Source organism: Rhodococcus sp. 06-235-1A (assembly GCF_002258785.1).
Lineage (GTDB): Bacteria > Actinomycetota > Actinomycetes > Mycobacteriales > Mycobacteriaceae > Rhodococcoides.
Genome location: NZ_NOYI01000013.1, coordinates 307475 through 333716, shown reverse-complemented (window position 1 = coordinate 333716; position 26242 = coordinate 307475). Strand labels below are relative to the sequence as shown.

Annotated in this window: 26 protein-coding genes and 2 tRNA genes; 13 read left to right on the top strand and 15 right to left on the bottom strand. The window is 64.1% G+C overall.

From position 1 onward, the window contains the following. Window positions 1-20: 20 nt before the first annotated feature. A complete protein-coding gene (locus CH275_RS14630) occupies window positions 21-1412 on the top strand; it encodes an LLM class flavin-dependent oxidoreductase (protein WP_094679038.1) in 1392 nt (463 codons plus the stop codon). On the opposite strand, the gene CH275_RS14625 is transcribed toward CH275_RS14630, so the two are convergent. The 3 genes from CH275_RS14625 to CH275_RS14615 all read right to left on the bottom strand — a co-directional run bounded on the left by CH275_RS14625 (window position 1413) and on the right by CH275_RS14615 (window position 2490). Further along, window positions 1413-1487: transfer RNA gene (locus CH275_RS14625), tRNA-Val, on the bottom strand. A gap of 87 nt (window positions 1488-1574) precedes the next feature. Then, entirely contained in the window at window positions 1575-2036 is a 462-nt protein-coding gene (locus tag CH275_RS14620; RefSeq protein ID WP_094679037.1) for a peroxiredoxin, read from the bottom strand. A 31-nt stretch (window positions 2037-2067) separates the two neighbouring features. Then, window positions 2068-2490 carry a DUF3052 domain-containing protein gene (locus CH275_RS14615; RefSeq protein ID WP_032379129.1) on the bottom strand — a complete coding sequence of 141 codons (423 nt, stop codon included), beginning with the start codon at window positions 2488-2490 and terminating at the stop codon, window positions 2068-2070. Window positions 2491-2746: 256 nt separating this feature from the next. Here CH275_RS14615 and aceE point away from each other — a divergent pair, with 256 nt between their 5' ends. From aceE to CH275_RS14585, 6 genes are all read left to right on the top strand, one after another. Continuing rightward, on the top strand, window positions 2747-5566 hold the full coding sequence (gene aceE / locus CH275_RS14610; RefSeq protein WP_094679284.1) for a pyruvate dehydrogenase (acetyl-transferring), homodimeric type: 2820 nt from the start codon (window positions 2747-2749) through the stop codon (window positions 5564-5566). Between the two features lie 87 nt (window positions 5567-5653). Next, complete coding sequence (locus CH275_RS14605) at window positions 5654-7048, top strand: PucR family transcriptional regulator (RefSeq protein WP_256991028.1); 1395 nt, start codon at window positions 5654-5656, stop codon at window positions 7046-7048. 128 nt (window positions 7049-7176) lie between these two features. After that, window positions 7177-8085 (top strand): ACP S-malonyltransferase, encoded by a 909-nt coding sequence (locus CH275_RS14600; RefSeq protein WP_094679036.1) that lies wholly within the window; start codon window positions 7177-7179, stop codon window positions 8083-8085. Window positions 8086-8171: 86 nt separating this feature from the next. Next, entirely contained in the window at window positions 8172-8516 is a 345-nt protein-coding gene (gene acpM / locus CH275_RS14595; protein ID WP_052058428.1) for a meromycolate extension acyl carrier protein AcpM, read from the top strand. Window positions 8517-8524: 8 nt separating this feature from the next. Then, window positions 8525-9775, top strand: a complete 1251-nt coding sequence (locus CH275_RS14590) for a KasA/KasB family beta-ketoacyl-ACP synthase (RefSeq protein WP_068052249.1) — start codon at window positions 8525-8527, stop codon at window positions 9773-9775. Window positions 9776-9904: 129 nt separating this feature from the next. Further along, on the top strand, window positions 9905-11338 hold the full coding sequence (locus CH275_RS14585; protein ID WP_094679035.1) for an acyl-CoA carboxylase subunit beta: 1434 nt from the start codon (window positions 9905-9907) through the stop codon (window positions 11336-11338). Between the two features lie 105 nt (window positions 11339-11443). On the opposite strand, the gene CH275_RS14580 is transcribed toward CH275_RS14585, so the two are convergent. From CH275_RS14580 to CH275_RS14570, 3 genes are all read right to left on the bottom strand, one after another. Beyond that, window positions 11444-11872 carry a cold-shock protein gene (locus CH275_RS14580; RefSeq protein ID WP_256991027.1) on the bottom strand — a complete coding sequence of 143 codons (429 nt, stop codon included), beginning with the start codon at window positions 11870-11872 and terminating at the stop codon, window positions 11444-11446. A gap of 108 nt (window positions 11873-11980) precedes the next feature. Then, a complete protein-coding gene (locus tag CH275_RS14575) occupies window positions 11981-12493 on the bottom strand; it encodes a DUF3145 domain-containing protein (protein ID WP_094679034.1) in 513 nt (170 codons plus the stop codon). Window positions 12494-12637: 144 nt separating this feature from the next. After that, window positions 12638-13441, bottom strand: a complete 804-nt coding sequence (locus CH275_RS14570; protein ID WP_094679033.1) for a serine hydrolase domain-containing protein — start codon at window positions 13439-13441, stop codon at window positions 12638-12640. A gap of 86 nt (window positions 13442-13527) precedes the next feature. Here CH275_RS14570 and CH275_RS14565 point away from each other — a divergent pair, with 86 nt between their 5' ends. Both CH275_RS14565 and CH275_RS14560 read left to right on the top strand, forming a co-directional pair. Then, window positions 13528-15663, top strand: coding sequence for a molybdopterin-dependent oxidoreductase (locus tag CH275_RS14565; RefSeq protein WP_094679032.1), 2136 nt, complete (start codon window positions 13528-13530; stop codon window positions 15661-15663). Between the two features lie 68 nt (window positions 15664-15731). After that, a tRNA-Ile gene (locus tag CH275_RS14560) sits at window positions 15732-15805 on the top strand. Between the two features lie 161 nt (window positions 15806-15966). On the opposite strand, the gene CH275_RS14555 is transcribed toward CH275_RS14560, so the two are convergent. Then, window positions 15967-16434: a GNAT family N-acetyltransferase gene (locus CH275_RS14555; protein ID WP_094679031.1), complete on the bottom strand. Its 468-nt coding sequence runs from the start codon at window positions 16432-16434 to the stop codon at window positions 15967-15969. Window positions 16435-16586: 152 nt separating this feature from the next. On the opposite strand from CH275_RS14555, the gene CH275_RS14550 reads away from it, so the two are divergent. Continuing rightward, window positions 16587-17207 (top strand): YdeI/OmpD-associated family protein, encoded by a 621-nt coding sequence (locus CH275_RS14550; RefSeq protein WP_094679030.1) that lies wholly within the window; start codon window positions 16587-16589, stop codon window positions 17205-17207. A 16-nt stretch (window positions 17208-17223) separates the two neighbouring features. Here the strand turns inward: CH275_RS14550 and CH275_RS14545 are convergent, their stop codons facing one another. From CH275_RS14545 to CH275_RS14530, 4 genes are all read right to left on the bottom strand, one after another. Then, the gene (locus tag CH275_RS14545; RefSeq protein WP_094679029.1) at window positions 17224-17808 is read right to left on the bottom strand and encodes a hypothetical protein; all 585 of its coding nucleotides are present in this window, start codon (window positions 17806-17808) and stop codon (window positions 17224-17226) included. Beyond that, on the bottom strand, window positions 17805-18155 hold the full coding sequence (locus tag CH275_RS14540) for a hypothetical protein (protein ID WP_094679028.1): 351 nt from the start codon (window positions 18153-18155) through the stop codon (window positions 17805-17807). The genes CH275_RS14545 and CH275_RS14540 overlap by 4 nt, the downstream gene beginning before the upstream one ends. Beyond that, a complete protein-coding gene (locus tag CH275_RS14535) occupies window positions 18152-19948 on the bottom strand; it encodes a TIGR03767 family metallophosphoesterase (RefSeq protein WP_094679281.1) in 1797 nt (598 codons plus the stop codon). Before CH275_RS14535 ends, CH275_RS14540 begins: the two co-directional genes overlap by 4 nt. 106 nt (window positions 19949-20054) lie before the next feature. Then, entirely contained in the window at window positions 20055-20522 is a 468-nt protein-coding gene (locus tag CH275_RS14530) for a universal stress protein (protein WP_094679027.1), read from the bottom strand. Window positions 20523-20636: 114 nt separating this feature from the next. Between CH275_RS14530 and CH275_RS14525 the strand changes: the two genes are divergently transcribed. After that, window positions 20637-21392, top strand: coding sequence for a GAF and ANTAR domain-containing protein (locus tag CH275_RS14525; RefSeq protein ID WP_094679026.1), 756 nt, complete (start codon window positions 20637-20639; stop codon window positions 21390-21392). A gap of 9 nt (window positions 21393-21401) precedes the next feature. On the opposite strand, the gene CH275_RS14520 is transcribed toward CH275_RS14525, so the two are convergent. The 3 genes from CH275_RS14520 to CH275_RS14510 all read right to left on the bottom strand — a co-directional run bounded on the left by CH275_RS14520 (window position 21402) and on the right by CH275_RS14510 (window position 23645). Next, a complete protein-coding gene (locus CH275_RS14520; RefSeq protein WP_094679025.1) occupies window positions 21402-22868 on the bottom strand; it encodes a DHA2 family efflux MFS transporter permease subunit in 1467 nt (488 codons plus the stop codon). 55 nt (window positions 22869-22923) lie between these two features. Then, complete coding sequence (locus tag CH275_RS14515) at window positions 22924-23103, bottom strand: hypothetical protein (protein WP_143546776.1); 180 nt, start codon at window positions 23101-23103, stop codon at window positions 22924-22926. 74 nt (window positions 23104-23177) lie between these two features. After that, window positions 23178-23645 carry an NUDIX domain-containing protein gene (locus tag CH275_RS14510; protein WP_094679023.1) on the bottom strand — a complete coding sequence of 156 codons (468 nt, stop codon included), beginning with the start codon at window positions 23643-23645 and terminating at the stop codon, window positions 23178-23180. Window positions 23646-23741: 96 nt separating this feature from the next. Here CH275_RS14510 and CH275_RS14505 point away from each other — a divergent pair, with 96 nt between their 5' ends. Beyond that, the gene (locus CH275_RS14505) at window positions 23742-24575 is read left to right on the top strand and encodes an oxidoreductase (protein ID WP_094679022.1); all 834 of its coding nucleotides are present in this window, start codon (window positions 23742-23744) and stop codon (window positions 24573-24575) included. 58 nt (window positions 24576-24633) lie between these two features. After that, window positions 24634-25275, top strand: coding sequence for a ScbR family autoregulator-binding transcription factor (locus tag CH275_RS14500; RefSeq protein ID WP_094679021.1), 642 nt, complete (start codon window positions 24634-24636; stop codon window positions 25273-25275). On the opposite strand, the gene CH275_RS14495 is transcribed toward CH275_RS14500, so the two are convergent. Further along, a complete protein-coding gene (locus CH275_RS14495) occupies window positions 25253-26167 on the bottom strand; it encodes an AfsA-related hotdog domain-containing protein (RefSeq protein WP_094679020.1) in 915 nt (304 codons plus the stop codon). The genes CH275_RS14500 and CH275_RS14495 overlap by 23 nt on opposite strands. Window positions 26168-26242: the final 75 nt, after the last annotated feature.

Here is a 26242-nt window from a genome sequence, read left to right as displayed (position 1 = left end):
CCTGCCGAAGGAGTTCGCCCGTGTCACGCGAGATTCGTTTCAATGCCTTCGACATGAATTGCGTCGCGCATCAGTCCCCCGGTCTGTGGCGTCATCCACTCGATCAGTCGTGGCGATACAAGGAACTCGGCTACTGGACCGATCTGGCGAAGCTGTTGGAACGAGGCCTCTTCGACGGTTTGTTCATCGCCGACGTCCTCGGCACGTACGACGTATACGGCGGCAATCATGACGCCGCCATCCGGCACGGTGCGCAGATTCCGGTGTCGGACCCCCTGTTGCTCGTCAGCGCGCAGGCCGCGGTCACCGAGCATCTCGGCTTCGGGATCACCGCGGGTACCGGCTTCGAGCATCCGTATCCGTTCGCACGCCGGCTCTCCACGCTCGACCATCTGACCAACGGCCGCATCGGGTGGAACGTCGTCACCGGGTATCTCCCGTCGGCGGCGCAGAACATGGGCCACGACGATCAGTTGAAGCACGACGATCGCTACGACCACGCCGACGAGTACCTCGAGGTGCTCTACAAGCTGTGGGAGGCGTCGTGGGACGACGACGCGGTGATCCGCGATCGCGAGACCGGTGTGTTCACCGACCCAACCAAGGTGCATCGAATCAACCACCGCGGCAAGCACTTCACGGTCCCGGGTATCCACCTCGCCGAGCCCTCGCCGCAGCGGACGCCGGTGATCTTCCAGGCCGGCGCGTCGCCGCGTGGCGTACGGTTCGCGGCGCAGAATGCCGAAGCGATCTTCGTCGGCGCACCCACCAAGGAGATTCTGGCGCAGACGGTTTCGAGTATCCGTCGAGCCCTGCGCGATGCCGGCCGCGATCCGTACTCGGCACGGATCTATCAGCTACTCACCATTGTCACCGATGAGACATCCGAACTCGCCCATGCCAAGCACGACGAGTATCGGTCGTATGCCAGTGCCGAGGGTGCGTTGGTGTTCATGTCGGGCTGGATGGGCGTCGACCTGTCGCGGTATGCGCTCGACGAGCCACTCGGCAATGTCGAGAGCAATGCGATTCAGTCGTTCGTCGCGTCGTTCCAGTCGATCGGGGCCGACGGTAAGGAATGGACGGTGCGCGATATCGCCGAGTGGGGCGGCATCGGTGGTGCAGGTCCGCGCATCGTCGGCTCCCCCGGCGAGGTCGCGGATCAACTGCAGGAGTGGGTGGATGAGACCGACGTCGACGGCTTCAATCTCGCGTACGCCATCACCCCGGGGACGTTCGAGGATGTAGTTCGATTCGTCGTTCCGGAATTGCAGCGTCGCGGTGTCTATCGCACCGAATACACGCCGGGCACATTGCGTCACAAGCTCTTCGGCAAGGGTGATCGACTGCCCGAGAAACACCGGGCGCAGCAGATCGTGCGAGAGGTTCGGTCGAGCCGAGAATCGCAATGATGGTGGGCGCAGAGGGGTTCGAACCCCCGACCGCTGGTGTGTAAAACCAGAGCTCTACCGCTGAGCTATACGCCCGAGTACCGGTGGCCTGGGGACAACCCCGGGCCACCGGAACGCTTGGAGAAATTTATCGTGTCTGATCTCTAACTACAATTCCGCAGGTCAGCTCACCTGTGCGAGAGCCTCGGCCCACGATGAACTGTCGCGTGCCTCGCCGGGTCCGTTCATCTCGGCAAACCGGATGATTCCGGACTTGTCGACCACGAAAGTGCCGCGATTGGCGAAACCTGCAGTGTCGTTGAAAACTCCGTAGGCCTGAGCAACCTCACCGTGCGGCCAGAAGTCCGACAGCAGCGGAAAGGTGTAACCCTGTTCTGCAGCCCAGATCTTGTGGGTCGGAGGTGGTCCCACCGAGATCGCCAACACCGCGGTGTCGTCGTTCTCGAAGGTCGGCAACTCGTCGCGCACTTTGCACAGCTCGCCCTGGCACGTGCCGGTGAAGGCCAGTGGATAGAACACGAGCAGAACGTTTTTCACGTTCCTGTACGACGACAACGTGACCAGTTGGTTGTTCTGATCCTTCAGAGTGAAGTCGGGCGCAACCGCGCCAACCTCGATCGGCATCTAGAACCGTCTTCCTGTGTCGAGCATCGACCTACCGCTTGGTGGCAGGGGTCTTGGGCTGAACCAGACGACTTCCGATCCAGTCACCGAGGTTTGCCGCAGAGGTCTGCGTCAACCCTGCGGTCGGGGCGGATTCGGCAATCTCGCTGGGTTCGACGTGACCGGACATGCCGGTCTTGGGGCTGAGGACCCATACGATTCCATCGTCCGAGAGTGGCCCGATGGCATCCATGAGTGCATCGACCAGGTCACCGTCTCCGTCGCGCCACCACAGCAGTACAACGTCGATCACCTCGTCGGAATCCTCGTCGAGGGTCTCGCCACCGATCGCATCTTCTACGTCGGCGCGCAGATCATCGTCGGTGTCCTCGTCCCAGCCCAGCTCCTGTACGACCATGTCGCGAGTGATGCCAAGTTTCTGAGCGTAGTTCTGAGCGTCCGCCGCGGCGACCACGGTGGTGACCTCCTTGAATTGTGGGTGCAGTAGACAAAGCGAACAGGGTCGAAGCCGTTCGCGCAAGCTGACCGCGCCGAAATTGCGTACATAAATTTCTACTGGTGGGTATTGGACCTCTGTACTACCAGAACCAACGAGATGTAGCAGGATTGGGGAGGAATCACGAGAACGAGGAAAGTAGATCGCCGTCACAGGGGCGAGCTACCGGACCGGGCGCCACACCGAGCGTCCGCCACATTGAGGAGTGCACACGTTGTCCGAAGTGAACAGCGGCGAACGGCAGAACACATCGTCTGCAGGCAAGAAGGGCTCTGACGGCCGGGTCCGCGTCATCCGCGAGGGTGTCGCGTCGTACCTGCCCGATATCGACAACGACGAGACCAACGAATGGATCGAATCGTTCGACGGCTTGTTGGAGAGGTCCGGCCCCAACCGCGCTCGCTACCTGATGCTCAGGTTGCTCGAGCGCGCCGGTGAGCGCCGCGTTGCGCTCCCGTCGCTGACGTCGACGGACTACGTCAACACCATTCCCACCGAGAACGAGCCGTGGTTCCCCGGCGACGAGTCGATGGAACGCCGCTACCGCGCCTGGATCCGCTGGAACGCGGCCATCATGGTGCACCGCGCGCAGCGTCCCGGCGTCGGCGTCGGTGGACACATCTCCACCTATGCCTCGTCCGCAGCGCTCTACGAGGTCGGCTTCAACCACTTCTTCCGCGGCAAGGACCACCCGGGCGGCGGCGACCACATCTTCATCCAGGGTCACGCCTCCCCCGGCATCTACGCCCGCGCCTTCCTCGAGGGCCGCATCCCGGCCGAGCGCATGGACGGCTTCCGCCAGGAGGCCAGCCACGTGAACGAGGGCGGCGGACTGCCGTCGTACCCGCACCCACGCCTGATGCAGGACTTCTGGGAGTTCCCGACGGTGTCGATGGGCCTCGGCCCGATGAACGCCATCTACCAGGCGCGCTTCAACCACTACCTGAACGACCGCGGCATCAAGGACACCTCCGATCAGCACGTGTGGGCCTACCTCGGCGACGGCGAGATGGACGAGCCGGAATCGCGTGGACTCGCACACGTTGCTGCCACCGAGGGCCTCGACAACCTCACGTTCGTCGTCAACTGCAACCTGCAGCGCCTCGACGGCCCGGTGCGCGGCAACGGAAAGATTATCCAGGAACTCGAATCGTTCTTCCGGGGTGCCGGCTGGAACGTCATCAAGGTCGTCTGGGGTCGCGAGTGGGACGCACTGCTGCACAAGGACCGCGACGGCGCTCTGGTGAATCTGATGAACACCACTCCCGACGGCGATTTCCAGACGTACAAGGCCAACGACGGTAGCTACGTCCGCGATCACTTCTTCGGTCGCGATCCGCGCACGAAGGAACTCGTCAAGGATCTGTCCGACGACGAGATCTGGAACCTCAAGCGTGGTGGCCACGACTACCGCAAGGTGCACGCTGCCTACGCGGCGGCAATGTCGCACAAGGGCCAGCCGACGGTCATCCTGGCGCACACCATCAAGGGCTACACCCTCGGCAAGCACTTCGAGGGTCGCAACGCCACGCACCAGATGAAGAAGCTCACGCTCGACGATCTCAAGACGTTCCGCGATCTCCAGCACATCCCGATCTCGGACGAAGAGCTCGAGAAGGATCCGTACATGCCGCCGTACTACCACCCCGGTGCGGACGCTCCCGAGATCCAGTACATGCTCGATCGTCGCAACAAGCTCGGCGGGTTCGTCCCCGAGCGGCGAGTGGACGTCAAGCCGCTGCCACAGCCCGGCGACGACACGTACAAGACGCTCCGCAAGGGTTCCGGCAAGCAGGAAGTCGCCACCACCATGGCACTCGTGCGCGTCATGAAGGAGCTGTTGCGAGACAAGGAGATCGGCCACCGAATCGTGCCGATCATCCCCGACGAGGCCCGCACGTTCGGCATGGACTCGTGGTTCCCGTCGCTGAAGATCTACAACCGCAACGGCCAGCTGTACACCTCGGTGGACTCGGAGCTGATGCTCGCCTACAAGGAGAGCTCGGTCGGCCAGATCCTGCACGAGGGCATCAACGAGGCCGGTTCGACGTCGTCGTTCACCGCGGTCGGTACCTCGTACGCCACGCACGGCGAGGTCATGATCCCGCTGTACATCTTCTACTCGATGTTCGGCTTCCAGCGCACCGGCGACGGTCTCTGGGCAGCGGCAGACCAGATGGCCCGTGGATTCGTCCTCGGAGCCACCGCAGGTCGCACCACGCTCACCGGTGAGGGTCTGCAGCACGCCGACGGTCACTCGCTGCTGTTGGCATCGACCAACCCGGCCGCCGTGGCCTACGACCCGGCGTTCTCGTACGAAATCGCGCACATCGTCAAGGACGGTCTGCGACGGATGTACGGCGGCACCGAAGGTGTCGAGGGCTTCGGCGGAGAGAACATCTTCTACTACATCACCCTGTACAACGAGCCGTACGTACAGCCGGCCGAGCCGGAGAACCTCGACGTCGAGGGTCTACTCAAGGGCATCTACCGGTTCGCGGCTCCGCAGGAAGGCGACGGACCCGAGGCACAGCTGTTGGCGTCCGGCGTCGGCATGGTCTCGGCCCGCAAGGCCCGTGAGCTGCTGCTCGAGGAGTGGGGCGTTCGCTCGGCCGTCTGGTCGGTGACCTCGTGGGGCGAGCTGCGCCGAGACGGTGTCGAGGCCGAGCAGGAATCCCTGCGCAACCCCGGTGCCGACAAGCGCGTTCCGTTCGTCACCTCGGCGCTGGCCGATGCCCACGGCCCGGTCATCGCATCCTCGGATTGGATGCGTGCCGTTCCGGACCAGATCCGTCAGTGGGTTCCGGGCGATTACGTGACCCTCGGCACCGACGGCTTCGGGTTCTCCGATACCCGTCCGGCCGCGCGTCGTGTGTTCAACGTCGACGCCGAGTCGATCGTCGTCGCCACGTTGTCCGCTCTCGCGGCATCCGGCGAGATCGACAAGTCCAAGGCGATCGAAGCTGCGAACAAGTACAAGATCGACGACGTCACCGCTGCGCCGACGTCGTTCGCCGATACCGGTTCCGCGTAGGTTCCACCCCTGTTCGGCCGACCCCCGTCCCACGTCGCGAAGCATGTCCATCGCGATAGGGGCGGGGGTCGAGCGTAGGTTCTCCCTATGGCCGATGCGAAACCCGACCCACCGGGCAGCGCGTCCGCACGCGATGTGTCCCGTCGCGACGCCTATCGCGAAGCGTTGCGCGAGTCGTTGACCCGCGATTCCTTGACCGTGGACAACGAGGTGCACCTTCCGGTCGCCTCACTCGCCCCCTCGCGCCAGAAGCGCGATCCATTGCCCGATGCCCTTCTGCGACGGGTCAAGCAGTTCTCCGGCCGACTCTCCACCGAGGCCGTGACGACCATGCAGGGCCAGCTGCCGTTCTTCGGTGATCTCGACGCGGCCCAACGTGCCAGCGTCCAGCTGTTGATTCAGACAGCCGTCGACAACTTTCTCGAGTGGCTGAAGAACCCCAACAGCGATATTCGGTTCTCTCTCGACGCCTTTCAGGTCATTCCACAGGACCTGGCCCGACGCCTCACGCTGCGCCAGACCGTCGACATGGTGCGGGTGGCGATGGAGTTCTTCGAGCAGTGGCTCCCGGCGTTGGCACGCAACGATCAGCAGTTGGTGGCCCTGACCGAGGCCGTGTTGCGGTACGGACGCGAACTCGGTTTTGCCGCCGCGTCGGTCTACGCCAGCGCCGCCGAGTCCCGCGGTGCATGGGACACCCGCCTCGAAGCCCTCGTGGTCGACGCCGTCGTGCGCGGAGACACCGGCTCCGACATGCTCTCGCGTGCCGCCACGTTGAACTGGGACGCCACAGCGCCCGCAACGGTGTTGGTCGGCACTCCCCCGGACGATCGGGGCGTCTCGGTCGTCGGAACCGTACACACGGTGGCGCAGAAGCACGGCCGAGCGGCGCTGGCGGTGGTGCAGGGCACGCGGCTGGTGATGGTGGTCAGCGGCCAGATCGCCGATACGCCGGCCCACCACGCGTTCATCGACGACATGTTGCAGAACTTCTCCGACGGACCCGTCGTCATCGGCCCCACCACCCGCACCCTCGGCGCAGCGCACTCGAGCGCAGTCGAGGCGTTCGCCGGGATGCAGGCCGTGGCCGGATGGCGAGGTGCGCCGCGTCCGGTGCACGCGGGCGAGCTGTTGCCGGAACGCGCGCTGATGAACGACGGCGCAGCGATATCGGCGTTGAACGATCATGTGGTCGTTCCGTTGGCCGCAGCGGGTTCCGGCTTGGCCGACACGCTCGACGCCTATCTGGACTGCGGTGGTGCCGTGGAAACCTGCGCACGGCAGCTGTTTGTTCATCCAAATACGGTCCGTTATCGCCTCAAGCGCATTGCCGAGGTCACCGGTCGCGATCCCACCAACCCGCGCGATGCGTACGTGCTCAGGGTCGCGGCAACGGTAGGAAGGTTGGCTCGAACGCATCACGAACCGTCGCATTCCGCCCCATATGTCACACAGGTCACATTCGGGGAAGTAGTGACGTAACGCGTGACCACCCTCCGGCGATGGCGGATCGCCACGAGGCAATTTGTAGGGTTCCCACAAATTGCTTGTCGAGAGTTCATCGAGCGCGACATCACTGATTCGCAGGTCGACAGTGTTCTCTTAACCCTGTGATTGCGTTGCTTGCGCCCGGTCAGGGCTCCCAGACTCCCGGCATGCTGCTGCCATGGCTCGAACTGCCCGGTGCGGCAGATCGATTGGCGCTGTGGTCCAAGGCTTCCGGCCTCGACCTGGTTCGTCTCGGCACCACGGCCACAGCCGAGGAGATCACCGACACCGCGGTGACCCAGCCCCTGGTCGTCGCCTCGGCTCTGCTCGCCTTCGAGGAAATTGCAGCACGTGGATTGTTCCCCGAGGACGCCATCATCGCCGGGCACTCCGTCGGCGAACTCGCTGCCGCCGCGATTGCAGGCGTCATCTCCTCCGACGACGCTGTCTCGCTGGCCGCGGTCCGCGGCGCTGCGATGGCCAAGGCCTGCGCACTCGAACCGACCGGCATGTCCGCAGTGCTGGGCGGCGACGAAACCGCCGTGCTTGCCCGACTCGAGGAGTTGGATCTCGCCCCGGCCAACGTCAACGCCGCCGGCCAGATCGTTGCAGCAGGGCTGCTGACCAAGCTCGCCGAACTGGCCGAGAGCGCGCCCGAGAAGGCCCGCGTCCGCGCCCTGCCGGTTGCCGGCGCTTTCCACACCAAGTACATGGCGTCGGCGGGCGACACCGTTGCCGCAGCCGCTGCCGCCATCACTCCGTCCGAGCCGACACGGACGTTGCTGTCCAACTCGGACGGTCAGCCGGTCACCTCGGGTGCCGACGCACTGAACAAGCTTGCCGCCCAGGTCACTCGCCCCGTGCGATGGGATCTGTGCAACGCCTACCTGCGCACGGCGCAGGTCACCGGACTTGTGGAACTGCCCCCGGCAGGCGCACTGGTCGGTATCGCCAAGCGTGAACTGCGCGGCGTCGCCAACCTCGGCCTGAAGACACCGGCGGACATTTCCGCATTGGCCGAGCTCGGATAGCTCGGCAACCCACACCGCAGTCTCAGCACTGCGGATCCACTTCCACTCCCCGAGTGGCAGAAATGCACAACCGCGTCTCGAAGCACATGACTTCGGCGTTCGACACAGAAGAGAAGGGACCCACAACAGTGGCCAGCCAGGAAGACCTCATCGCCGGACTTGCAGAGATCATCGAGGAGGTCACGGGCATCGAACCGTCCGAGGTGACCATCGAGAAGTCCTTCGTGGACGACCTCGACATCGACTCGCTCTCCATGGTCGAGATCGCAGTGCAGACCGAGGACAAGTACGGCGTGAAGATCCCCGACGAGGACCTCGCAGGTCTGCGCACCGTCGGCGATGCCGTCAACTACATCCAGAAGCTCGAAGCGGAGAACCCCGAAGCCGCAGAAGCTATCAAGGCCAAGCTCGACGACTCCGCGAGCGAGTGACACGGCCCATGACCAACCCATCCACCGCCAACGGACGCTTCCCCAGTGTCGTCGTCACCAGCCTCGCTGCGACCACGTCACTTGCGGGTGACGTCGATGCCACGTGGAAGGGTCTGCTGAACGGCGACAGCGGAATCGCAACTCTGGAAGACGATTTCGTCGCCGAGTACGACCTGCCCGTGCGGATCGGCGGACACCTCGCGGTGAACCCGCAGAGCCTGCTCTCGCGGGTCGAGATTCGTCGCCTCAGCTACGTGGAGCAGCTGGCCACCGTGCTGGGCCGCGAGGTGTGGAAGAACGCCGGGACCCCCGACGTCGATCCCCTTCGCCTCGGCGTGTCGATCGGTACCGGCCTCGGTGGCGGCGATTCGCTGATCGACGCCAACGACAAGATGAAGGCCGGCGGCTACCGCAAGGTGTCTCCGCTCGCCGTTCAGATGGTCATGCCGAACGGCCCCGCAGCGGTCGTCGGACTCGAGCTCAAAGCACAGGCCGGTGTCATCACCCCCGTCTCCGCCTGCTCCTCGGGATCGGAAGCCATCGCACACGCGTGGCGGATGATCGTGATGGGCGACGCGGACATGGTCGTCACCGGCGGCGTCGAGGGATACATCGACGCGGTTCCGATCGCCAGCTTCTCCATGATGCGGGCGATGAGCACCAACAACGACAATCCGAAGGGTGCGTCACGTCCGTTCGACAAGGACCGTGACGGATTCGTCTTCGGTGAAGCGGGTGCGCTCATGGTCATCGAGACCGAGGAGCACGCCAAGGCGCGCGGCGCAACGATCCACGCCCGCCTGCTCGGTGCCGGAATCACCTCCGATGGGTTCCACCTCGTGGCCCCCGATCCGGAGGGCACGGGTGCCGCACGCGCCATGAAGCGTGCGATCGAGACCGCAGGCCTGCAGAAGTCCGACATCACCCACGTGAACGCTCACGCAACGGCAACTCCTATCGGAGACACCGCCGAGGCGCTGGCGATCAACAAGGCCGTCGGAAATCACGCAGCGGTGTACGCACCGAAATCCGCTCTCGGCCACTCGATCGGTGCCGTCGGCGCTCTCGAGTCGGTTCTGACGGTGCTGGCAGTGCGCGAGGGAATCATCCCTCCCACGCTGAATTTGGAGAATCAGGATCCCCAGATCGATCTCGACGTCGTCAAGGGCGAGCCCCGCGTCGGACAGATCGATTACGCGATCAACAACTCGTTCGGATTCGGTGGGCACAACGTAGCGCTCGCCTTCGGAAAGGCGTGAGGCACTGAGTCGATCGTTTCGACTCAGCGAATCTCGCTCTCGCAGTGCATGATCCGGGCCGGTGCCGTTCCCAGTGAACGGCCCCGGTTCGGGCCTCGCCCCCACGGGGGCCCTGAAGAAGGACAAGCGATGACAATTCTGGCTCCCGTCACTCGATCCGGTACTTCTACCGATCCCCGCGATCCACTCGCCCGCCTCGAGAACCTGTTCGACACCGGAACCACTGTCCCCCTGCACGATCGGGACAAATCCGGCATTCTCGCGGCCTCCGGTGAGATCGACGGAGTCCACACCATCGCCTACTGCTCCGACGCCACCGTCATGGGCGGTGCCATGGGCGTCGACGGCTGCAAGCACATCGTCGCCGCCATCGATACGGCCATCGAACAGCGCGCTCCTATCGTCGGCGTGTGGCACTCCGGTGGCGCTCGCCTCGCCGAGGGCGTCGAAGCTCTCCACGCCGTCGGACTCGTCTTCGAGGCCATGGTTCGAGCATCCGGCCTCGTCCCTCAGATTTCCGTCGTCCTCGGCTTCGCAGCCGGCGGCGCCGCCTACGGTCCTGCGCTGACCGACGTCGTCATCATGGCTCCCGAGGGACGCGTGTTCGTCACCGGTCCCGACGTCGTCCGCAGCGTCACCGGTGAGCAGGTCGACATGGCCTCGCTCGGCGGCCCCGACACCCACCACAAGAAGTCCGGCGTGTGCCACATCGTCGCCGACAGCGAGATGGACGCCTTCACGCGCGCCCGCCGTCTGGTGTCCATGTTCTGCGAGCAGGGCGAATTCGACATCGCCGCCGCCGAGCACGGCGACACCGACCTCCGCGCGCTGATGCCCGAATCCAACCGTCGCGCATACGATGTGCACCCGATCGTCCACGAATTGCTCGACAACGTCGAAGGCGAATCGACGTTCGAGGAGTTCCAGGGCGGCTGGGCCCGCAGCATCGTCGTCGGTCTCGGACGCATCAGCGGCCGCACCGTCGGCGTCATCGCCAACAACCCCATCCGACTCGGCGGCTGCCTCAACTCCGAAAGCGCCGAGAAAGCAGCACGTTTCGTGCGGCTCTGCGACGCGTTCGGCATCCCGCTCATCGTGGTCGTCGACGTTCCCGGATACCTCCCCGGCGTCAGCATGGAATGGGAAGGCGTCGTACGTCGCGGCGCGAAACTGTTGCACGCCTTCGCCGAAGCAACCGTTCCCCGCGTCACACTGGTCACTCGCAAGATCTACGGTGGTGCGTACATCGCCATGAACGCTCGCGCACTCGGTGCCACCGCCGTCTACGCCTGGCCCGGCTCCGAGGTGGCCGTGATGGGCGCGAAGGCTGCCGTCGGCATCCTGCACAAGAAGGCTCTCGCAGCCGCGCCGGAAGAAGAGCGGGAGGCACTGCACGACCGCCTCACCGTCGAGCACGAAAGCATCGCCGGTGGCGTCGAGCGCGCAGTGGCCATCGGAGTCGTCGACGAGGTCATCGAGCCGAGCAAGACCCGCAGCACCGTCGCCAAGGCACTCGCGGCAGCCCCCGCAGCGCGGGGCAACCACAAGAACATTCCGCTCTGATCGTCAGGCCCCGGTTCCCCGCCCCTGTTGGGTTCAATGCGGATTTCAGTCGCTCAGACTGCAACAAAGCCGCATTGATCCACAACGGGCGGCCGAACTACAGCGTCAGTTCTCGATCCACTTGTGGTCGTGAGCCACTCGCAGCATTGCTGATCGGATATCGAGGATCTGCGTAGCCGTCAGGGAGCCGTTCGCGGTGAGGAGAGCGTCGGTCAGCTCCGCGGTGAAGTCGGCCTCGGACAGCACGTCGCAGATGACGTCTTCGAGCTGGTGGTGTTCATTGGCCGGAACGTTGTGGAACGGCACGTCGGGCTTGTGTCGGGTCACCAGTGCGGTCGACGCCGGACCGTCGATGATCTGCACCTGAGTTGCCTTGAGACCTCTGTCGCCCTCGACGGCGACGTATTCGACACGAACCCCCGGTGCCAACAGCCTCTTGTCGAAGTCCAGATCGTTGACGTGAATGAACACGTCCTCGCCGCCCTCGTCCGGCGCTACGAATCCGTACCCCTTGAACTCGTCGAATCGAATCACTTTTCCAGTCGACAACATCGAACTCACCACTCCACGGTCGTTCCCACATGCCTACCCAGGCACGCACGCGAAACTACCGCGACGCCCAACCCCCCGGCAACTTCTCGTCTAGCCGACGTTGCGGCTCAACCACGTCACTTCGGCTCCGGCCCCGCCGGTGCGGAAGGGCTCGAGGGCGGCGTCCCAGTCCGAACCGAGCGCATGTTCCACGGCGGCGGTGAAGTTGCCCTGATTGTTCTCCATCAAAGCGCGTAGTCGCATCTCCCCGAGTACCACGTCACCGTTCGCACTCGTCGTTCCGCGCCACAGCCCCAAACCGGGGACGTGCGAGAACCGTTCGCCGTCGACGCCTTCGCTGGCGTCCTCGGTCACCTCGAACCGCAGCATCTGCCACGAGCGCAGAATGCCGGCGAGGTTCGCTCCGGTACCGACCGGGCCGACCCAGTCGGTGGTGGCGCGTAGCTGCCCGTCGGAGGCAGGCTGCGCAGACCACTTCAGATTTGCACGGCAATCGAGGGCGTCGGTCAACGCCCATTCGACATGCGGGCACAGCGCAGCGGGCGACGAGTGGATGTACACAACACCCGACGTCGCTTCTGCGAATTGATTCGATCCACGCATTGCACTACCTCCAGCTTCGACGAGGGACGTCTTCCCCAACGACCTCGACATGCTTCGACTGGATGCGGTGAATCAATGCGTATGTGTACTAGTGTGCCCCGAGTTGCCCCTGTTGCGCCAGTGCTATCTGTGAACGGTCGGTGTTCACCCTGCAAGGACGGCGTCGGACAGCTCCGGCCACAGCGGTTTCGCCCAGTCTCCGAAGGCCCGGTCGGTCAACACCACGCATGCCGTCCGCACCTCGGGGTCCACCCACAGGAACGTTCCGGCCTGCCCGAAGTGACCGAACGTGGCCGACGAGTTGGTGCTCCCAGTCCAGTGCGGGGTCTTCTCCCCGCGCAGCTCGAACCCGAGCCCCCAATCGCACGGCTTGTGCGATCCGTACCCGGGCACGATCCCGTTCAGACCGGGAAACTGCACGTCCGTCGCCGACGACAGGGTCTGCGACGCGAGGAGCGTCGGATGCAACAGCTCTGCTGCAAATCTCTTCAGATCCGCCAGGGTGGAGCTGGCACCGTGGCCCGCCGATCCCGGTAGTGAGGTGTTCGTCATCTGCAGTGGTCGACACACGGCCTCGTCGAGGTAGTCCGGGAAGGCGATGCCTGCCTCGGTCTCGATCAGTTCGGCCAGTACCTCGAACCCGGCGCTCGAGTAGATCCGCTTGGTACCGGCCGGTGCCTGCACCGTCCGGTCGCCGAACGCCAGTCCCGACGCGTGTGCCAGCAGGTGACGCACCGTCGACCCTTCCGGCCCTGCGGGTTGATCGAGCTCCACCGCGCCTTCCTCGACGGCGACGAGAACTGCGTACGCACTGAGCAGTTTGGTGACCGAGGCCAGCTCGTAGATGCGCTCGGTGTCGCCGAGTTCCTCACGAACGCCGGAATCGGTGACGACTGCTGCACTGACATGGTCGACGGGCCAGGAGGCCGTGAGATCGAGGGTGGTCACGATCGACGAGCCTAATTGTCGGTCGATGACGGTGCCCCGGTCCCCCGCCGGGCTACGCTCGCAGGCACATGAGTGGGAGGAATGCGATGTCGGTTGTGTATGGATCGTGCAATCTGTGCGAAGCGATCTGTGGGCTCGAGTTCACGGTGGAGAACGATGCGGTGACGTCCATCCGCGGTGACGAGAAAGACCCTCTCTCGCGCGGGCACATCTGCCCCAAGGCTCTGTCGCTGATCGATCTGCACGCCGATACCGATCGGCTCACCATGCCGGTCAAACGCGTGGGTGAGAGCTGGGAGAAGATCGACTGGGACGAGGCATACGACCTCGTGATCGACGGTCTGATCTCGACGCGTGAGAAGTACGGCCGTAATGCTGTCGGCATCTACCAGGGCAACCCCAACGTGCATTCGATGGGTGCGATGACCCACGGAATTCCCTTCACCTCGCTCCTGCGGACGCGTAATCGATACTCCGCCACCTCGCTGGATCAACTCCCCCATCAGCTCGTCGATCATCTGCTGTACGGGCATCAGCTGCTCTTGCCGATCCCGGACATCGATCGAACCGATTTCTTCCTCGTCCTCGGCGGCAACCCGATGGCGTCGAACGGCTCCATGATGACCGTGCCGGATTTCGCCAAGAGAGCGCGGGCACTGCGCAAACGCGGCGGACGCCTGGTCGTGGTCGATCCGCGGAAGACCGAGACCGCGGATATCGCGGACACCCACTTCTTCGTTCGACCCGGTAGTGATGCTCTGTTGCTTCTCGCGATGATCCACACGATCGTCGCCGACGGCACGGTGCGAGTGGCCGACTACATCGATGGGGCCGATCGGCTGGCAGACCTCGTCGCCGAGTTCACTCCCGAGTCCGTGGCCCCCGTGGTCGGCATGTCCGCGGACGAGATCTCGACTCTCGCACGAGATTTCGCCGCAGCGAAATCTGCCGTGGCGTACGGCCGGATGGGTGTGTCGACTCAGCAGTTCGGCACCTTGTGCCAGTGGGCAATTCAGGTGCTGAACATCATCACGGGCAATCTCGACCGCCCCGGCGGGGCCATGGTGACCGATCCTGCGATCGATCTGATCAAGCAGGGAATCGTCGGCCGCGGCCATTTCGACAAGTGGCGCAGCCGTGTTCGCGACCTCCCCGAGTTCGCAGGCGAATACCCGTGCTCGACGCTCGTCGACGAGATCACCACCGAGGGCAAGGACCAGATCCGAGCGATGGCGGTCCTGTCCGGCAACCCGGTGTTGTCGATGCCCGGCGGCACCACCCTGAACGACGCGTTCGCGAGCCTCGATTTCATGGTGTCGTTCGACTTCTACATCAACGAGACCTCGCGTCACGCACACGTGATTCTGCCGCCGACGATGTCTCTCGAACGCGACCACTACGACCTGATCTTCAACTCCTTCGCGGTGCACAACACAGCCAAGTACATGCCGGCGGTCCTGCCCAAGAAGGCTGGAGCGAAGCACGATTGGGAGATTTTCCGCGATCTGTCGCTGCGATACAGGAGTCGACTGGCCGGTTCCACGGTCGATCGAGTGAAGTCTCGACTGACTCCGAAGAGCATCATCGGTGAGGCGCGCCTGCGCCTCTCCCCTGCTCGCACCCTGGACATCCTGCTCCGCAGCCAACGAAAAGGGCTGTCGCTCAAGAAGCTTCGAGCCAATCCGCACGGTGTCGATCTCGGACCACTGCGTCCCGGCTTTCCGCAGAAGTTGAAGACGCGGGACAAGCGCGTCCAGCTGATACAGGACGTCGTGATCACCGAACTTCCCGCGCTGGTGGATCTGATGCGCTCGAGCGCAGTTCCGAGCGGCGACGAGTTGTTGATGATCGGCCGCCGACACCTGCGAAGCAACAATTCGTGGATGCACAACACCGCCCGGCTCACCAAAGGCAAAGCGCGACATCAGCTTCTGGCGCATCCGGACGATCTTGCCCATCGCGGTATCGAGGACGGGGCGATGGTGTCGGTCACCTCTGCCGCCGGAACCGTCGACATCGAGGTGGCGGCATCGGAGAAGATGATGCAGGGCGTCGTGAGCATGCCGCACGGCTTCGGCCATCAGCGTCCCGGCGTGCAATTGTCCGTTGCGACGACGGTGCAGGGGCCGAGCGTCAACGACATCACCGATCCGAGCCGCGTCGACGCCGTCTCGGCCAACGCGATCCTCAACGGGGTTCCGGTGCAGGTCCGAGCGAAATAGCGCCCCGATGCACCGTCGAGGCGACGCGATTCTGTACGATTCTGCAGGCTCGTACCTGGTACGGGAATGGGGCGGTAGCTCAGTCGGTTAGAGCCGTGGACTCATAATCCATTGGTCGCGGGTTCGAGCCCCGCCCGCCCCACCGAGACGGTCTTACTCGAACCCGGCACCGAATACGTCGGTGAGTGCTTCTATCAACTCCGCAGGCCCCAGCCCGGCGAGTTTCAGCCGTGATCTGTCTATTCCTTTCCTGGAGATTTTGAACCGACCTATCCCCCATCCCAGGGGTAAGGATTGAGGGGTTCAGAGCTTCTTGCGCATCTTCACACTTGTGGTTTCATATCCGGCTGACTCGTACATCCCGCGCGCGACGGCATTGAAACCGAACACGCTCAGTCCCAGCGTCCGTGCGCCCTCCGCCCGTGCGTGGTCTTCGGCGAGCTGCATCACTGCTCGCCCATAGCCCTGGCCTCGGTGCTCTGGCTCGACTACGACATCCCAAACCCACCACGAGCTGGCGTCGTCTGAGTTGTCACGGCCGATCCAGAGGTACCCGACGATCCGGCCCGTGTCATCGACGACGTCGAACACAGTGTCATCCGGGGTGGGAGCACCCGCCGGGAAAGCACGCTCGAAGGCATCACTTGCGTGCTCTTCAGCGGCGCGTGGCGTCTCACCTGTAGCGATCAGGTCCGACTTGTACTCGCTCTGGCTCCGTTTCAGCCACGAGGGAAACCGTTGAAGAGTGATCGGGACGAGTGTGATCGACATGTCGCCAGTCTGACAGCGGCCTCTCGCCGAGTGCCGTCGATCCACGGAATATTCGCACCATTGCGGACGACATATGTCCGCATTCGTGGGCAGACTGTATGGATGCGGAACTACGGTGCAGCTCCATCACGACGAGCAGACGGAGCGAGTGCATGACTGCTTCGGAGCCCTTGCCGTCAGTATCCGACCACCCACCGACGTGGAAGTTCGACTACCCGATTTTTCACGCCGAAAGTCGGACGCAGTGGCGTACCTGGCTGGAGAACAATCACGTTTCCACCCAAGGCGTGTGGCTGTGTTCGTGGCGCAACACCACCGACCGGCCACGCTGCCCGTACCCCGACGCCGTCGAGGAAGCCATCTGCTTCGGTTGGATCGACTCCACCGGCAGCAACCTCGACGACGAGCGCAGCCTGCAGCTGTTCACGCCGCGCAGGACCAAGAGCCCGTGGACCCGGCTCAACCGGAAACGCGCAGCCGATATGGAAGACAGCGGCCTCATGACCGAAGCAGGCCGCCGCGCCATCGCTGCCGCGAAATCCAACGGCTGGTGGACGATTGCCGATCAGGTCGAAGACCTCCAGGAACCACTCGAGCTGACGACGGCGCTGGACAGAGACCCGAATGCTCGAACCAACTGGGACGGCTTTCCACCCAGCGCGCGCAAGCAGATGCTGTGGTGGATTGTCAGCGCCGCTCGAGACGACACTCGCTCGAGTCGAATCGCTCACATCGTCGCCGAGGCCGCGGCCGGTCGCCGAGCCCGCGGCTGAGGGGCGTCTACAGCGGTCAAGGCAGCGTTGCTCTTCGGTACAACCGCGACCAATAGAGCAGCAGCACAGAGGTAATGGCTCCGAACCACAACCACGTAATGAACGCCGCCACGACACCGGTGACGAAGAATCCCAACAGGAGCGCCACAACCCAGGACAGGATGTAGGCCAGAATCGTGACCACAGCCGCCAGTGCGCAACGCCCCGGAGACCGTCGGACTGTGCGCAACGCAGCGCGGAATGGACTTCGGTGGCCGTCGACCACGGCCGGAAGGATCAGCAGCGCAACCAGAATCACGATGACCGGGAGCATCGGGAGAAGAATTGCCAGCGCAACGGCCACAAGAGTCAGCACCACGCACCACACCAGGACGCGCGGACGTCGCCATGCCCGACCCAGTGCACCGGACGCTTTGCCGTCCACCACGTCGAGTGCCGTCGATGCGGTGATCCACAGGGCGAGCACCAGTGCCGCGGCGGATGCAGCAACCAACCCAGCAAAGCCCACGGAGGACGTCGGCACCGGATCACCCACGACCGTCAGCGCCTGAACCAGAGCCGACACGACCACCACGAGGCCGAGAACACCGATCCCCCTCACGGTGCACCGACCGTCGAGTTCCGGTCGAGCACGTCCTGCACGGATCCCGAATAGAGAACGTTCGTACCGACCTTCACCTCGACGGTGCTCGCGTCGTCCGACGTGGCCGAACCGGTGATTGCCTCGTTGTCGGTTGTCTCCCCGGCACATTCGATGTCGCCTCCGGTACCCGAGCAGACCGGCGCGATCAGGATGTCGATTCCCTTCTCGAACAGGACGTCGTTGACGGCGTAGCGCAGGTCCCCGAGCTCGGCTCCGCCGACCGGCGCGAGCGCAGCAGTCTGCGAACACCCCGCGCAGACCATCACCGCGGACAGGACAAGGATCGTCCTGCGAACACTGTTCATCGGCCCTGCCTCGTCTCGTAGGCGATCAGTCGCGCATGCTCGTCCAAGTGTTGCTTTTCGAGGACGGCGTCGGTGATGCTGCTCAGATCGAACGGTTCAGGCAGGAGCAGTTCGGTGTTGCGATCCAGACGCGATCCTCGCCGCATCAGCGGATTCTCGGCCCAGTCGTTGGCCGCCAACTCTCGGCTACGGGACGCCAGATCCAGGTAGCTGCCGCTGTTTCCGGGCGTGACCGGAGATGCGTGATCGAGCACCGTTGTGAACAACGAGAGAGTCCCGTCCCGGTTGTCGACGATCTCGACCACCTGCTGCTGTTGAGGGAAGTCGATGCACGACGCGGTGGTGATCTCCCAGAATCCACGTCCTCCGCTCGAATGCGCCAGGATCTGGTTCTGGTGAGTGTGGCCGTTGAGCCAACCGATCACCACCGGATACCTCAACAGTAGATCTACGAATTCGTCTGCGCCGTAGAGCTTTACCGACTGTCCAGGCCGCTGCGCCCGGTTCTCCAACGTCAGGCTGTTGTGGTGGGTGTAGATCAGCACGAGCTTGTTCTCGGCCTGCGCCCGTTCCAATTGCTCTGTCAACCAGTCGAATTGCTGTTCGGGCACAGCACCGTCGGGTCCGGCGACGGCGTTGCAGGTGTCGAGTCCGAACGTGCGGATGTTGGGGGTGGGGTCTGCCGTCCACCAGGTCTCGCCGGAGTCGAGGTTGTGTTGGGTGAAGCCGTGACCGATCGGACCCGGCGTCGGGGTGGTCTCGAAGTGCTCCGACATGAACTCGCGTTGCTCGAACAGATACCGCGAGGGATCGGGCGACACGGCGCGAAACCCCGGTCGCGCACCGGATCCGACTCCGAGCGCATCGATCGCGCGCTGCAACGGACTGGCCGTCGAGGCGTAGCCGGCCAGTGCCGAGGTAGCCGTCGCCTCCAGCGCGTACGCCTTCCGACCCCCGACAGCGAGAGCGTGCACCTGCGAGGACAGATCGAAGGTGCCGAGCAACAGAGTGTCGTGGTTTCCGTAGACCGAGTACCACGGCACGGGTAGCCCCACCGATTCGACGGTTCCCGACATCGCCTGGGTGAGGAGGTCGGGAAGCGTCGGGAATCCGTAGTCGCCGAACGACCCGCCCGACGGGTCACCGGGCCGATAGGCCCACTGCGCCTCCGGCCAGGCCTGAACTCCCTCGAAGACGTCCGCGGCCCCGCTCGTCGGCCGAACCGGAACGCCGTCGAGAACGTCTATGTACCAGCGCAGTTCGAGATGGGAGTGCATGTCGGCACTGTCTCCGGTGACCACCGCTGCTCCCATCGGTGCGCCGGTCACCGGGCTGATCCGAGCGTCGGCGAAAGCCTTCACCATCGCCGCTGTGACGTGCACGGTGAGCGGGTCCTGCGGATGGAACGCCGACCCCCACGCGGCGTGGTCGGAGACGATCATGGGCTCGATCCGGCCGGGTGACTGGGCGTCGATCACATGCAAGTCCGACAGGTGGCCGAGGTACAGCAACGACCGGCGCGCCTGCACTCTCGACGGATTCGGCGCACGCCCGAGAACATCCAGACGGGCCACGTACGGCTCGCCCGGGCCTGCACCGAGGACTCGGTAGCGACCGGTGCCGGTGGCTGATCGCAGGATCGTCTGCGCCAGAGTCCCGGTCGTATCCGCATCCGCGGCGACTGGCTGCGCGTTGGCCACGAGTGCCTCACCCAGCACGTGGGGCGCACTTCCCCACGCCGCCGCGAGAGCCCCCACTCGAGCTATGAATTGTCGACGCGACAGCCCGGCCATGGAACTCCTCGGATCCTCGAGAACGGCACCACGTGCGCCTCGCATCCGACGAGGTGACTGCCTATTTTTACAGGGCAGACGGCCGACAGGCTCGCTTTCCGACCGTTCAGGGCACCACGGTCACCGGCCAGCGGCCTGCCTTGACCAAGCGCACCGCCACCGAACCGGCGATTCGGTGGCCCGCATTCTCGGATGCCCCTACGACGACGGCATCGGTACGCAGTTGCTCTGCGACGGCGATCAGCCCGTTGTACGGATCACCCTGTGCAGTGCGGAACTCCCACCAAACACGCTCCCGCTCACCGAAACGGGCAGCCGACGTTCGGATGTAATCGAGCAGCTCGTCGGCGATCTGCTGACCGGTTTCGACGAGCGAGATGCCGGCCTGGCCCCATGACGCCGTCGCGATGGGTTGCACGTACACGAGCACCAGCAGCGAGCGCTGCCTGCGGGCAAGTCCTGCGGCGTAGGCGGCGGCGCGCCAGGACGAATCGGAACCGTCGACCCCCACCACGATCGACTTAGGTCCGTCGTGGCCGTACTCGAATCCGGTGGACTCCTGCGCATCGCTCACGAGTCGAGGCTACTGCCGGGACCCGTCCCGTCGGCCACCCCATCCCGTGGCGGTACGGTTGATGCACTTCGAGCGCCGGTCGCTCGAACAATTCACACTGGATGGGAGTAACAAGTGAACGACGACGCGCAGCTCGACGGACTTTCGGTCGTTCCCGCAGGCTCCACTCCCGGCCCGGTCACCGATCCGGCGACCGTGTTCGCCGCACTGGCCGACATCGTGTACCGAGGGAGCAGCGCGGACGAGGTCTACACCGCGATCTGCAACGCCGCCACGCTCCTGGTTCCACATTGCGATCACGCGAGCCTGATGCTCATGCGCCACGGAAAGCCCGTCACCGTCGCCGCCTCGGACGACATCGCTCGAGTTGTCGACGACATCGAGCGCGCCACCGGCGAAGGCCCGTGCCTGGACGCGATCACGAGCGAGGCAGCGCAGCTCGAGACAGACTTCCGAACTCCCACCCAGTGGCCCGCGATGGCTCGCGGTGTGTTGAACCGCACGCCGGTGCGAGGAGCCATGGGATTTCGACTCAAGGTGGACGACAAGAAGGTGGGCGCGCTCAACCTGTTCACCGACAAGCCCGGAGTGTTCGACACGGACAGCGCGAGCAAGGCGATCATTCTGACGGCGTTCACGGCCGTCACCGTTGCCGCGGTCATGAACGGGCAGGAAGCGTCGACGCTGCGTGACGGACTCGAAAGCAACAGGGAGATCGGCAAGGCCATCGGGCTCATCATGGCTCTGCACGACGTGTCCGGCGACGAGGCGTTCGCCCTGCTGCGCAAGTCTTCTCAAGACTTGAACGTGAAGATCGCCGACCTCGCAGCATCTGTCGTCGACCGGCACAGCAAGGGCTTGAAAGGCTGACGGACGGTACTAGTGCGCGCCCTGAACCTTCTTGGGGAGCGCGAAGACCAATGCAAGCGCGACCACACTGAACGCTGAGCTGACGGCCATTGCCATGGCCGCTCCGTGCAGGAAGCCCGACCCGACGGTGTCCGGTCCGGTGATGTCGAGAGATCCGAACAGCACACTTCCGATGACGGCGATACCGATCGCCGATCCCACGCGCTGCATTGTCGAGATGACCCCGCTCGCGGCTCCCGCATCGTCGCGGTCCACGGTCGCAACGATGAATTGCGCGTTGGGTGCGATGAACGCACCGTTGCCGAGCCCTGCGATGAACAACGGAACCAACAGTGTCCAGTGCGAGATCGTGTCGGCAGAGCTGGTCGCGAGGATGATCCACAACCAGATCAGCCCGATCGACACGAGCGAGGCACCGAGGATCAGCACGGTGCGGCCGAGCCGAATGGTCAGCCTGTTGCTCTGTGAAGAGGCGATGATGCTGCCGATCGCGAACGGTATCGACACCAATCCCGACGCCAGTGCCGTGTTGCCGAGCCCGGTCTGCCACAGCAGCGAGATGGTGAAGAAGATGCTGGTGAACGCCGCGAAGTAGACCAGCGCAAGAATGACACCGCCGGTGAAGGCCGGGTGAGTGAACAGGCGAGGTGGCACGAGCGGGTTGCGTCCGCGACCGGTGTGGATCACTTCCCACCAGCCGAACAGCGCAATCAGACCCAGTCCGGCCGCGATGGTGAGGTAGGTCCACAGCGGCCAGCCCAGTTCCTGGCCTTCGATCAGCGGAACGAGCAGAGCGATCAGGCCCGCAGAGATGAGAACCAGTCCGAGCCAGTCGATTCCGGGGCGAACTGCAGGAGCCGATTCCGTCTTGTTGGGCAGCAGTACGGCGGCCGCAACGAGACCGACGACGCCGATCGGCAGATTGACCCAGAAAACCAACCGCCACCCGTTCTCGTCACCGAATGCCTGAATGATCAGGCCGCCGACGATGGGGCCGAGCGCTGTGGAGACTCCGATGACGGCACCCATGATGGCAAATGCCTTGCCCCGCACGGGCCCCGGAAACAGCAACTGGATGAAGGCGGTGACGGCGGGCACGAACATGCCGCCCGCCAGGCCTTGTACAACCCTGGCAACGACCAACTGCAGATCGTCCTGAGCAAGACCACAGGCGAAGCTCGCGACAGTGAACAACGCGAGGCCGGTGAAGAAGACCCACTTGTGACCGATGCGGTCCCCCACCTTGCCTGCCGGAATCAGAGCCAGGCCGAACGCCAGGGCGTACCCCGAAATGATCCACGACAGAACCGATTCCGACGCATCCAACGTGGTGCTGATCGTCGGCAGGGCCACGTTGACGATCGTGGTGTCGAGCAGCGCCATGAACATACCCAGCAGCAGAACCACGAGTGCCTGCCACGCGCGTTTCGGTACCTCGGTCGCCGGTGGAGTGGTGGAGACACTGCGGTCGGTCACTGTGCTGCCCTTCGTAGTTGTAGCTGAGCAGTATCGGCCAACGGACCGATGGTCGCTAGCCGATCATGGCGGTCGCTGCGAACACCCACGAGAGTCCCGTGGCCAACACAACGAACGCCGACGCGACGACGCGTCCGCCCCACTGTGTCTCCAAGAGTGAGGTATCCACCGCAGAGGGTTCCACCGGCGACGTTTCCGCCATGGTCTGTGCGCTGGGCGCATCCGTCGGCATCATGATCCACTTCCCACCCTGCATCTACGACTCTCGTAATTTCCGGCCGCTGGATACCCCCGGGCCGGATGCCGAAACTATCGCTCTGCGACAACAGCCGCCACAGCGTCCAGGAACGGATGCTGAGCCGGCAGCAGCTTGGCTCTGGCCTGTTCGAGCGGGAACCATTCGACGCGGTCGACCTCGGGAAACGACTTCATCAGACCGGATTTCGGCGGCCACTCGATCTCGAATGTGTTGCTCACCGCATTCGAGACATCGAGATCGGCTTCGATGCCGAATGCGATGACGAGCTTTCCGCTGCGCTGCCTGACGGTGCCGAGCTCCACGGGTTCTCCGGCCGGGACGTCGATACCGACCTCCTCTCGAAACTCCCGCCGGGCCGCAGTCCACGGGCCTTCTCCGTCGGTGAGCAACCCCTTGACGATCGACCATGCTCCCTCGTCCTTGCGGGCCCAGAACGGTCCGCCGGGGTGAGCGATCAAGACATCCGGGCCGTCGGCACCGACGCGGTACAACAGAATTCCTGCGCTCGTATCGACCATTGCCTCAGCGTGCCATCAATTCGGTTGCCGACCGGCATCTGCCGTCACTACCGTTATCGCCGCTCACGACCACATCGCTCGAAGGGCACCGACGACATGGACACGACGCGCGCGGACAGGGTCTGGTTCATCACCGGAGCCAGCTCGGGTTTCGGTCGCGAATTTGTTCGTGCCGCACTCGACGCGGGCCATCGGGTGGTCGCCACCGCCCGCAACGTGGACGACCTGGAGGGGCCGGAGAGCGAAAGTCTGCTGCACGCCCGGCTCGATGTGACAGACCAGAAGTCGATCGATACTGCTGTCACCCATGCTCTCGACAGGTTCGGACAAATAGACGTCCTCGTCAACAATGCCGGCTACGGACTGCTCGGCGCATTCGAGGAGATCGACGAACACCGGTTCCGCGAGAATGTCGACGTCAACTTCTTCGGCCCACTGGCCGTCACCAGGGCGGTGCTGCCCTCGATGCGGGCGCGCCGCAGCGGCCACATCGTGCAGATGTCGTCGGTGATCGGCGTGGTACCCGGTCCGGGCGGCACTGCTTACGCCGGAACCAAATTCGCTCTCGAAGGGTTTTCGGAGGCACTCGCTGCCGAAGTTCGACATCTCGGTATCGGTGTCACCATCGTCGAACCGGGCCCGTTCCGCACCGACGCCAGCGGACGGTCGATGCAGTGGGGCACGCCGCTGGACGACTACGCCGAGCTGATCGGACCGGCTCGAACCGCATTCGAGGCCACCCACGGCACGCAAGCCGGCGACCCGCGCCGCGGTGCCGATGCCGTCCTGGCCGCGATTTCCTCGGACAATCCCCCATTACGCCTGCCAATGGGCTCGACGTCCTTCGAGTGGATCGAGACCTATCTCCTGGGTCGCCTCGAGCAGGCCCGGGCGGTTCGCGCAGCGGGTTCCGATACCGACTACAGCTGAGCCCGCCGATCACTCCGTACGCCGTGCCGTGAACCCCGGTAACAGCTATTGTCGACCGATGCAAGAGCGTGCAGCATCAACCAGGCAGGCCGTGCTCGAGGGAGCCGCCGCCAGTTTCGACAAGTTCGGTTACGGCACAGCAAGTTTGAGCACCATCATCACCCATGCCGGTGTCAGCAAAGGTGCGATGTACTTCCATTTCTCTTCCAAGGAGGAGCTCGCGCAAGCGGTGATCGACGCGCAACTCGCCCTGGCGACGGCCGCCACCGTCACCATCATCGAACACACACCGAAGGCGTTCGATGCATTGATCCTCATCACCAAGGAACTGGCGCGTCAGCTGCAGACGGAATCGATCGCGCGTGGCGGTATGCGGCTGACATTGGAATCGACCACGGCAGAGAATCCGAACGCCCGGTCGTTCGACGACTGGATCGAGATGATCGCCACACTGACCGGCCGCGCTCGGAAAGAAGGCGACGTCACCGACGATGTGGATGTCGCGGCACTCGCCAGGCTGATCGTCGCGTCGTTCACCGGAGTGCAGACCGTCTCGGAGATGCTCACCGGCCGAGCCGACCTACAGCTGCGCATGACCGAGATGTGGCATCTACTACTGCCCTCGGTGGTACCGCGCCGACGGCTCCCACGGATCCGTGCTGTGGTCGACGGGCCTCTTATCGACTGGAACGTTCACTAGCTACCAGCCACGGTTCCGATGTCGCCGTGACGGAGATCGCCGACAGCACGGCACCGTCGTGCTCGAACTGGATGCGGTGAATGCCATCCGTGGAGTCGGTGTCGACGATGACCGAGCAGGGATTCGCCCACTCGGCGAACCCCATGAAGCGCACCTCGCACGACGTGAAGTCCAGCGTCGGGTTTCCGGTCGCCAGACGCACTGCCTGACGGGCGGCTTCGAGCATGGTCACGCCGGGAAGATATTCGACGGAATGGTCGAACATCGCCAGGTTACGAGGATCGGGGGCGACGACGATCGTCCCGTCGGAGGTGTGTCGTGCCAACACGACGTCGGAAGGATCGAGCCGTCCGACGGCGGGGGCCTCGACCACTTCGGTACCGGCCGGCAGATGCCGAAAGTGGGGGTCGGCCATCGGCGAGGTGCGAAACTGCGAGTACACGTCGGGGCCGAGCGACCGTACCGACGCCGTTCCGAACGCAACGAGTCGGTCGCCGTTCAACAGCTTGGCCGACAACTTCATGTTGTCCATCGACGCGTCGTCGAACGTCACGTCGGTCGTGATCGACTCGGCGACGAGCGAATCGTCGATCTCGTCGACCGACAGCGGATCGAGAATCTCGAATCGAGAGTGCTCGATGAAGACGACGTGGTCGAGTGGCACTCCGTGATTGACGTGGCAGAACAGGCTGATCGCTTGACGCAGAGCCTCGGCCACCATCAGAGAGTCGTGGGTTCGACGAACCGGAGCGAACATCCGATGGGAAGTCGGAAGCTGAACAGCCGCTCGGTGGGTTCCGTCCACCGTCTCGTAATCGGTCAACAACACGTCGGCCGGCGAACGCCGATGCACGAGGTGGCGTGGCACGGTTGCTGCGTAACTCAAACTCATGGAACCCCTTAAAACCGACCGACCCGGTTTTTTATAGCACTGTTGAGCAACCGGGATCGCTCGTCCAGTATCCCG

Coding starts and splice junctions, on each gene's coding strand:
- CH275_RS14575 (WP_094679034.1), bottom strand. CDS start 12,493: ATGCGTGGATCGAATCAATTCGCAGAAGCGACGTCGGGTGTTGTGTAC.
- CH275_RS14510 (WP_094679023.1), bottom strand. CDS start 23,645: ATGGTCGATACGAGCGCAGGAATTCTGTTGTACCGCGTCGGTGCCGAC.
- CH275_RS14585 (WP_094679035.1), top strand. CDS start 9,905: ATGACAATTCTGGCTCCCGTCACTCGATCCGGTACTTCTACCGATCCC.
- CH275_RS14535 (WP_094679281.1), bottom strand. CDS start 19,948: ATGGCCGGGCTGTCGCGTCGACAATTCATAGCTCGAGTGGGGGCTCTC.
- CH275_RS14500 (WP_094679021.1), top strand. CDS start 24,634: ATGCAAGAGCGTGCAGCATCAACCAGGCAGGCCGTGCTCGAGGGAGCC.
- CH275_RS14495 (WP_094679020.1), bottom strand. CDS start 26,167: ATGAGTTTGAGTTACGCAGCAACCGTGCCACGCCACCTCGTGCATCGG.
- CH275_RS14515 (WP_143546776.1), bottom strand. CDS start 23,103: ATGATGCCGACGGATGCGCCCAGCGCACAGACCATGGCGGAAACGTCG.
- CH275_RS14540 (WP_094679028.1), bottom strand. CDS start 18,155: ATGAACAGTGTTCGCAGGACGATCCTTGTCCTGTCCGCGGTGATGGTC.
- CH275_RS14590 (WP_068052249.1), top strand. CDS start 8,525: ATGACCAACCCATCCACCGCCAACGGACGCTTCCCCAGTGTCGTCGTC.
- CH275_RS14565 (WP_094679032.1), top strand. CDS start 13,528: ATGTCGGTTGTGTATGGATCGTGCAATCTGTGCGAAGCGATCTGTGGG.
- CH275_RS14505 (WP_094679022.1), top strand. CDS start 23,742: ATGGACACGACGCGCGCGGACAGGGTCTGGTTCATCACCGGAGCCAGC.
- CH275_RS14550 (WP_094679030.1), top strand. CDS start 16,587: ATGACTGCTTCGGAGCCCTTGCCGTCAGTATCCGACCACCCACCGACG.
- CH275_RS14555 (WP_094679031.1), bottom strand. CDS start 16,434: ATGTCGATCACACTCGTCCCGATCACTCTTCAACGGTTTCCCTCGTGG.
- CH275_RS14605 (WP_256991028.1), top strand. CDS start 5,654: ATGGCCGATGCGAAACCCGACCCACCGGGCAGCGCGTCCGCACGCGAT.
- CH275_RS14620 (WP_094679037.1), bottom strand. CDS start 2,036: ATGCCGATCGAGGTTGGCGCGGTTGCGCCCGACTTCACTCTGAAGGAT.
- acpM (WP_052058428.1), top strand. CDS start 8,172: ATGACTTCGGCGTTCGACACAGAAGAGAAGGGACCCACAACAGTGGCC.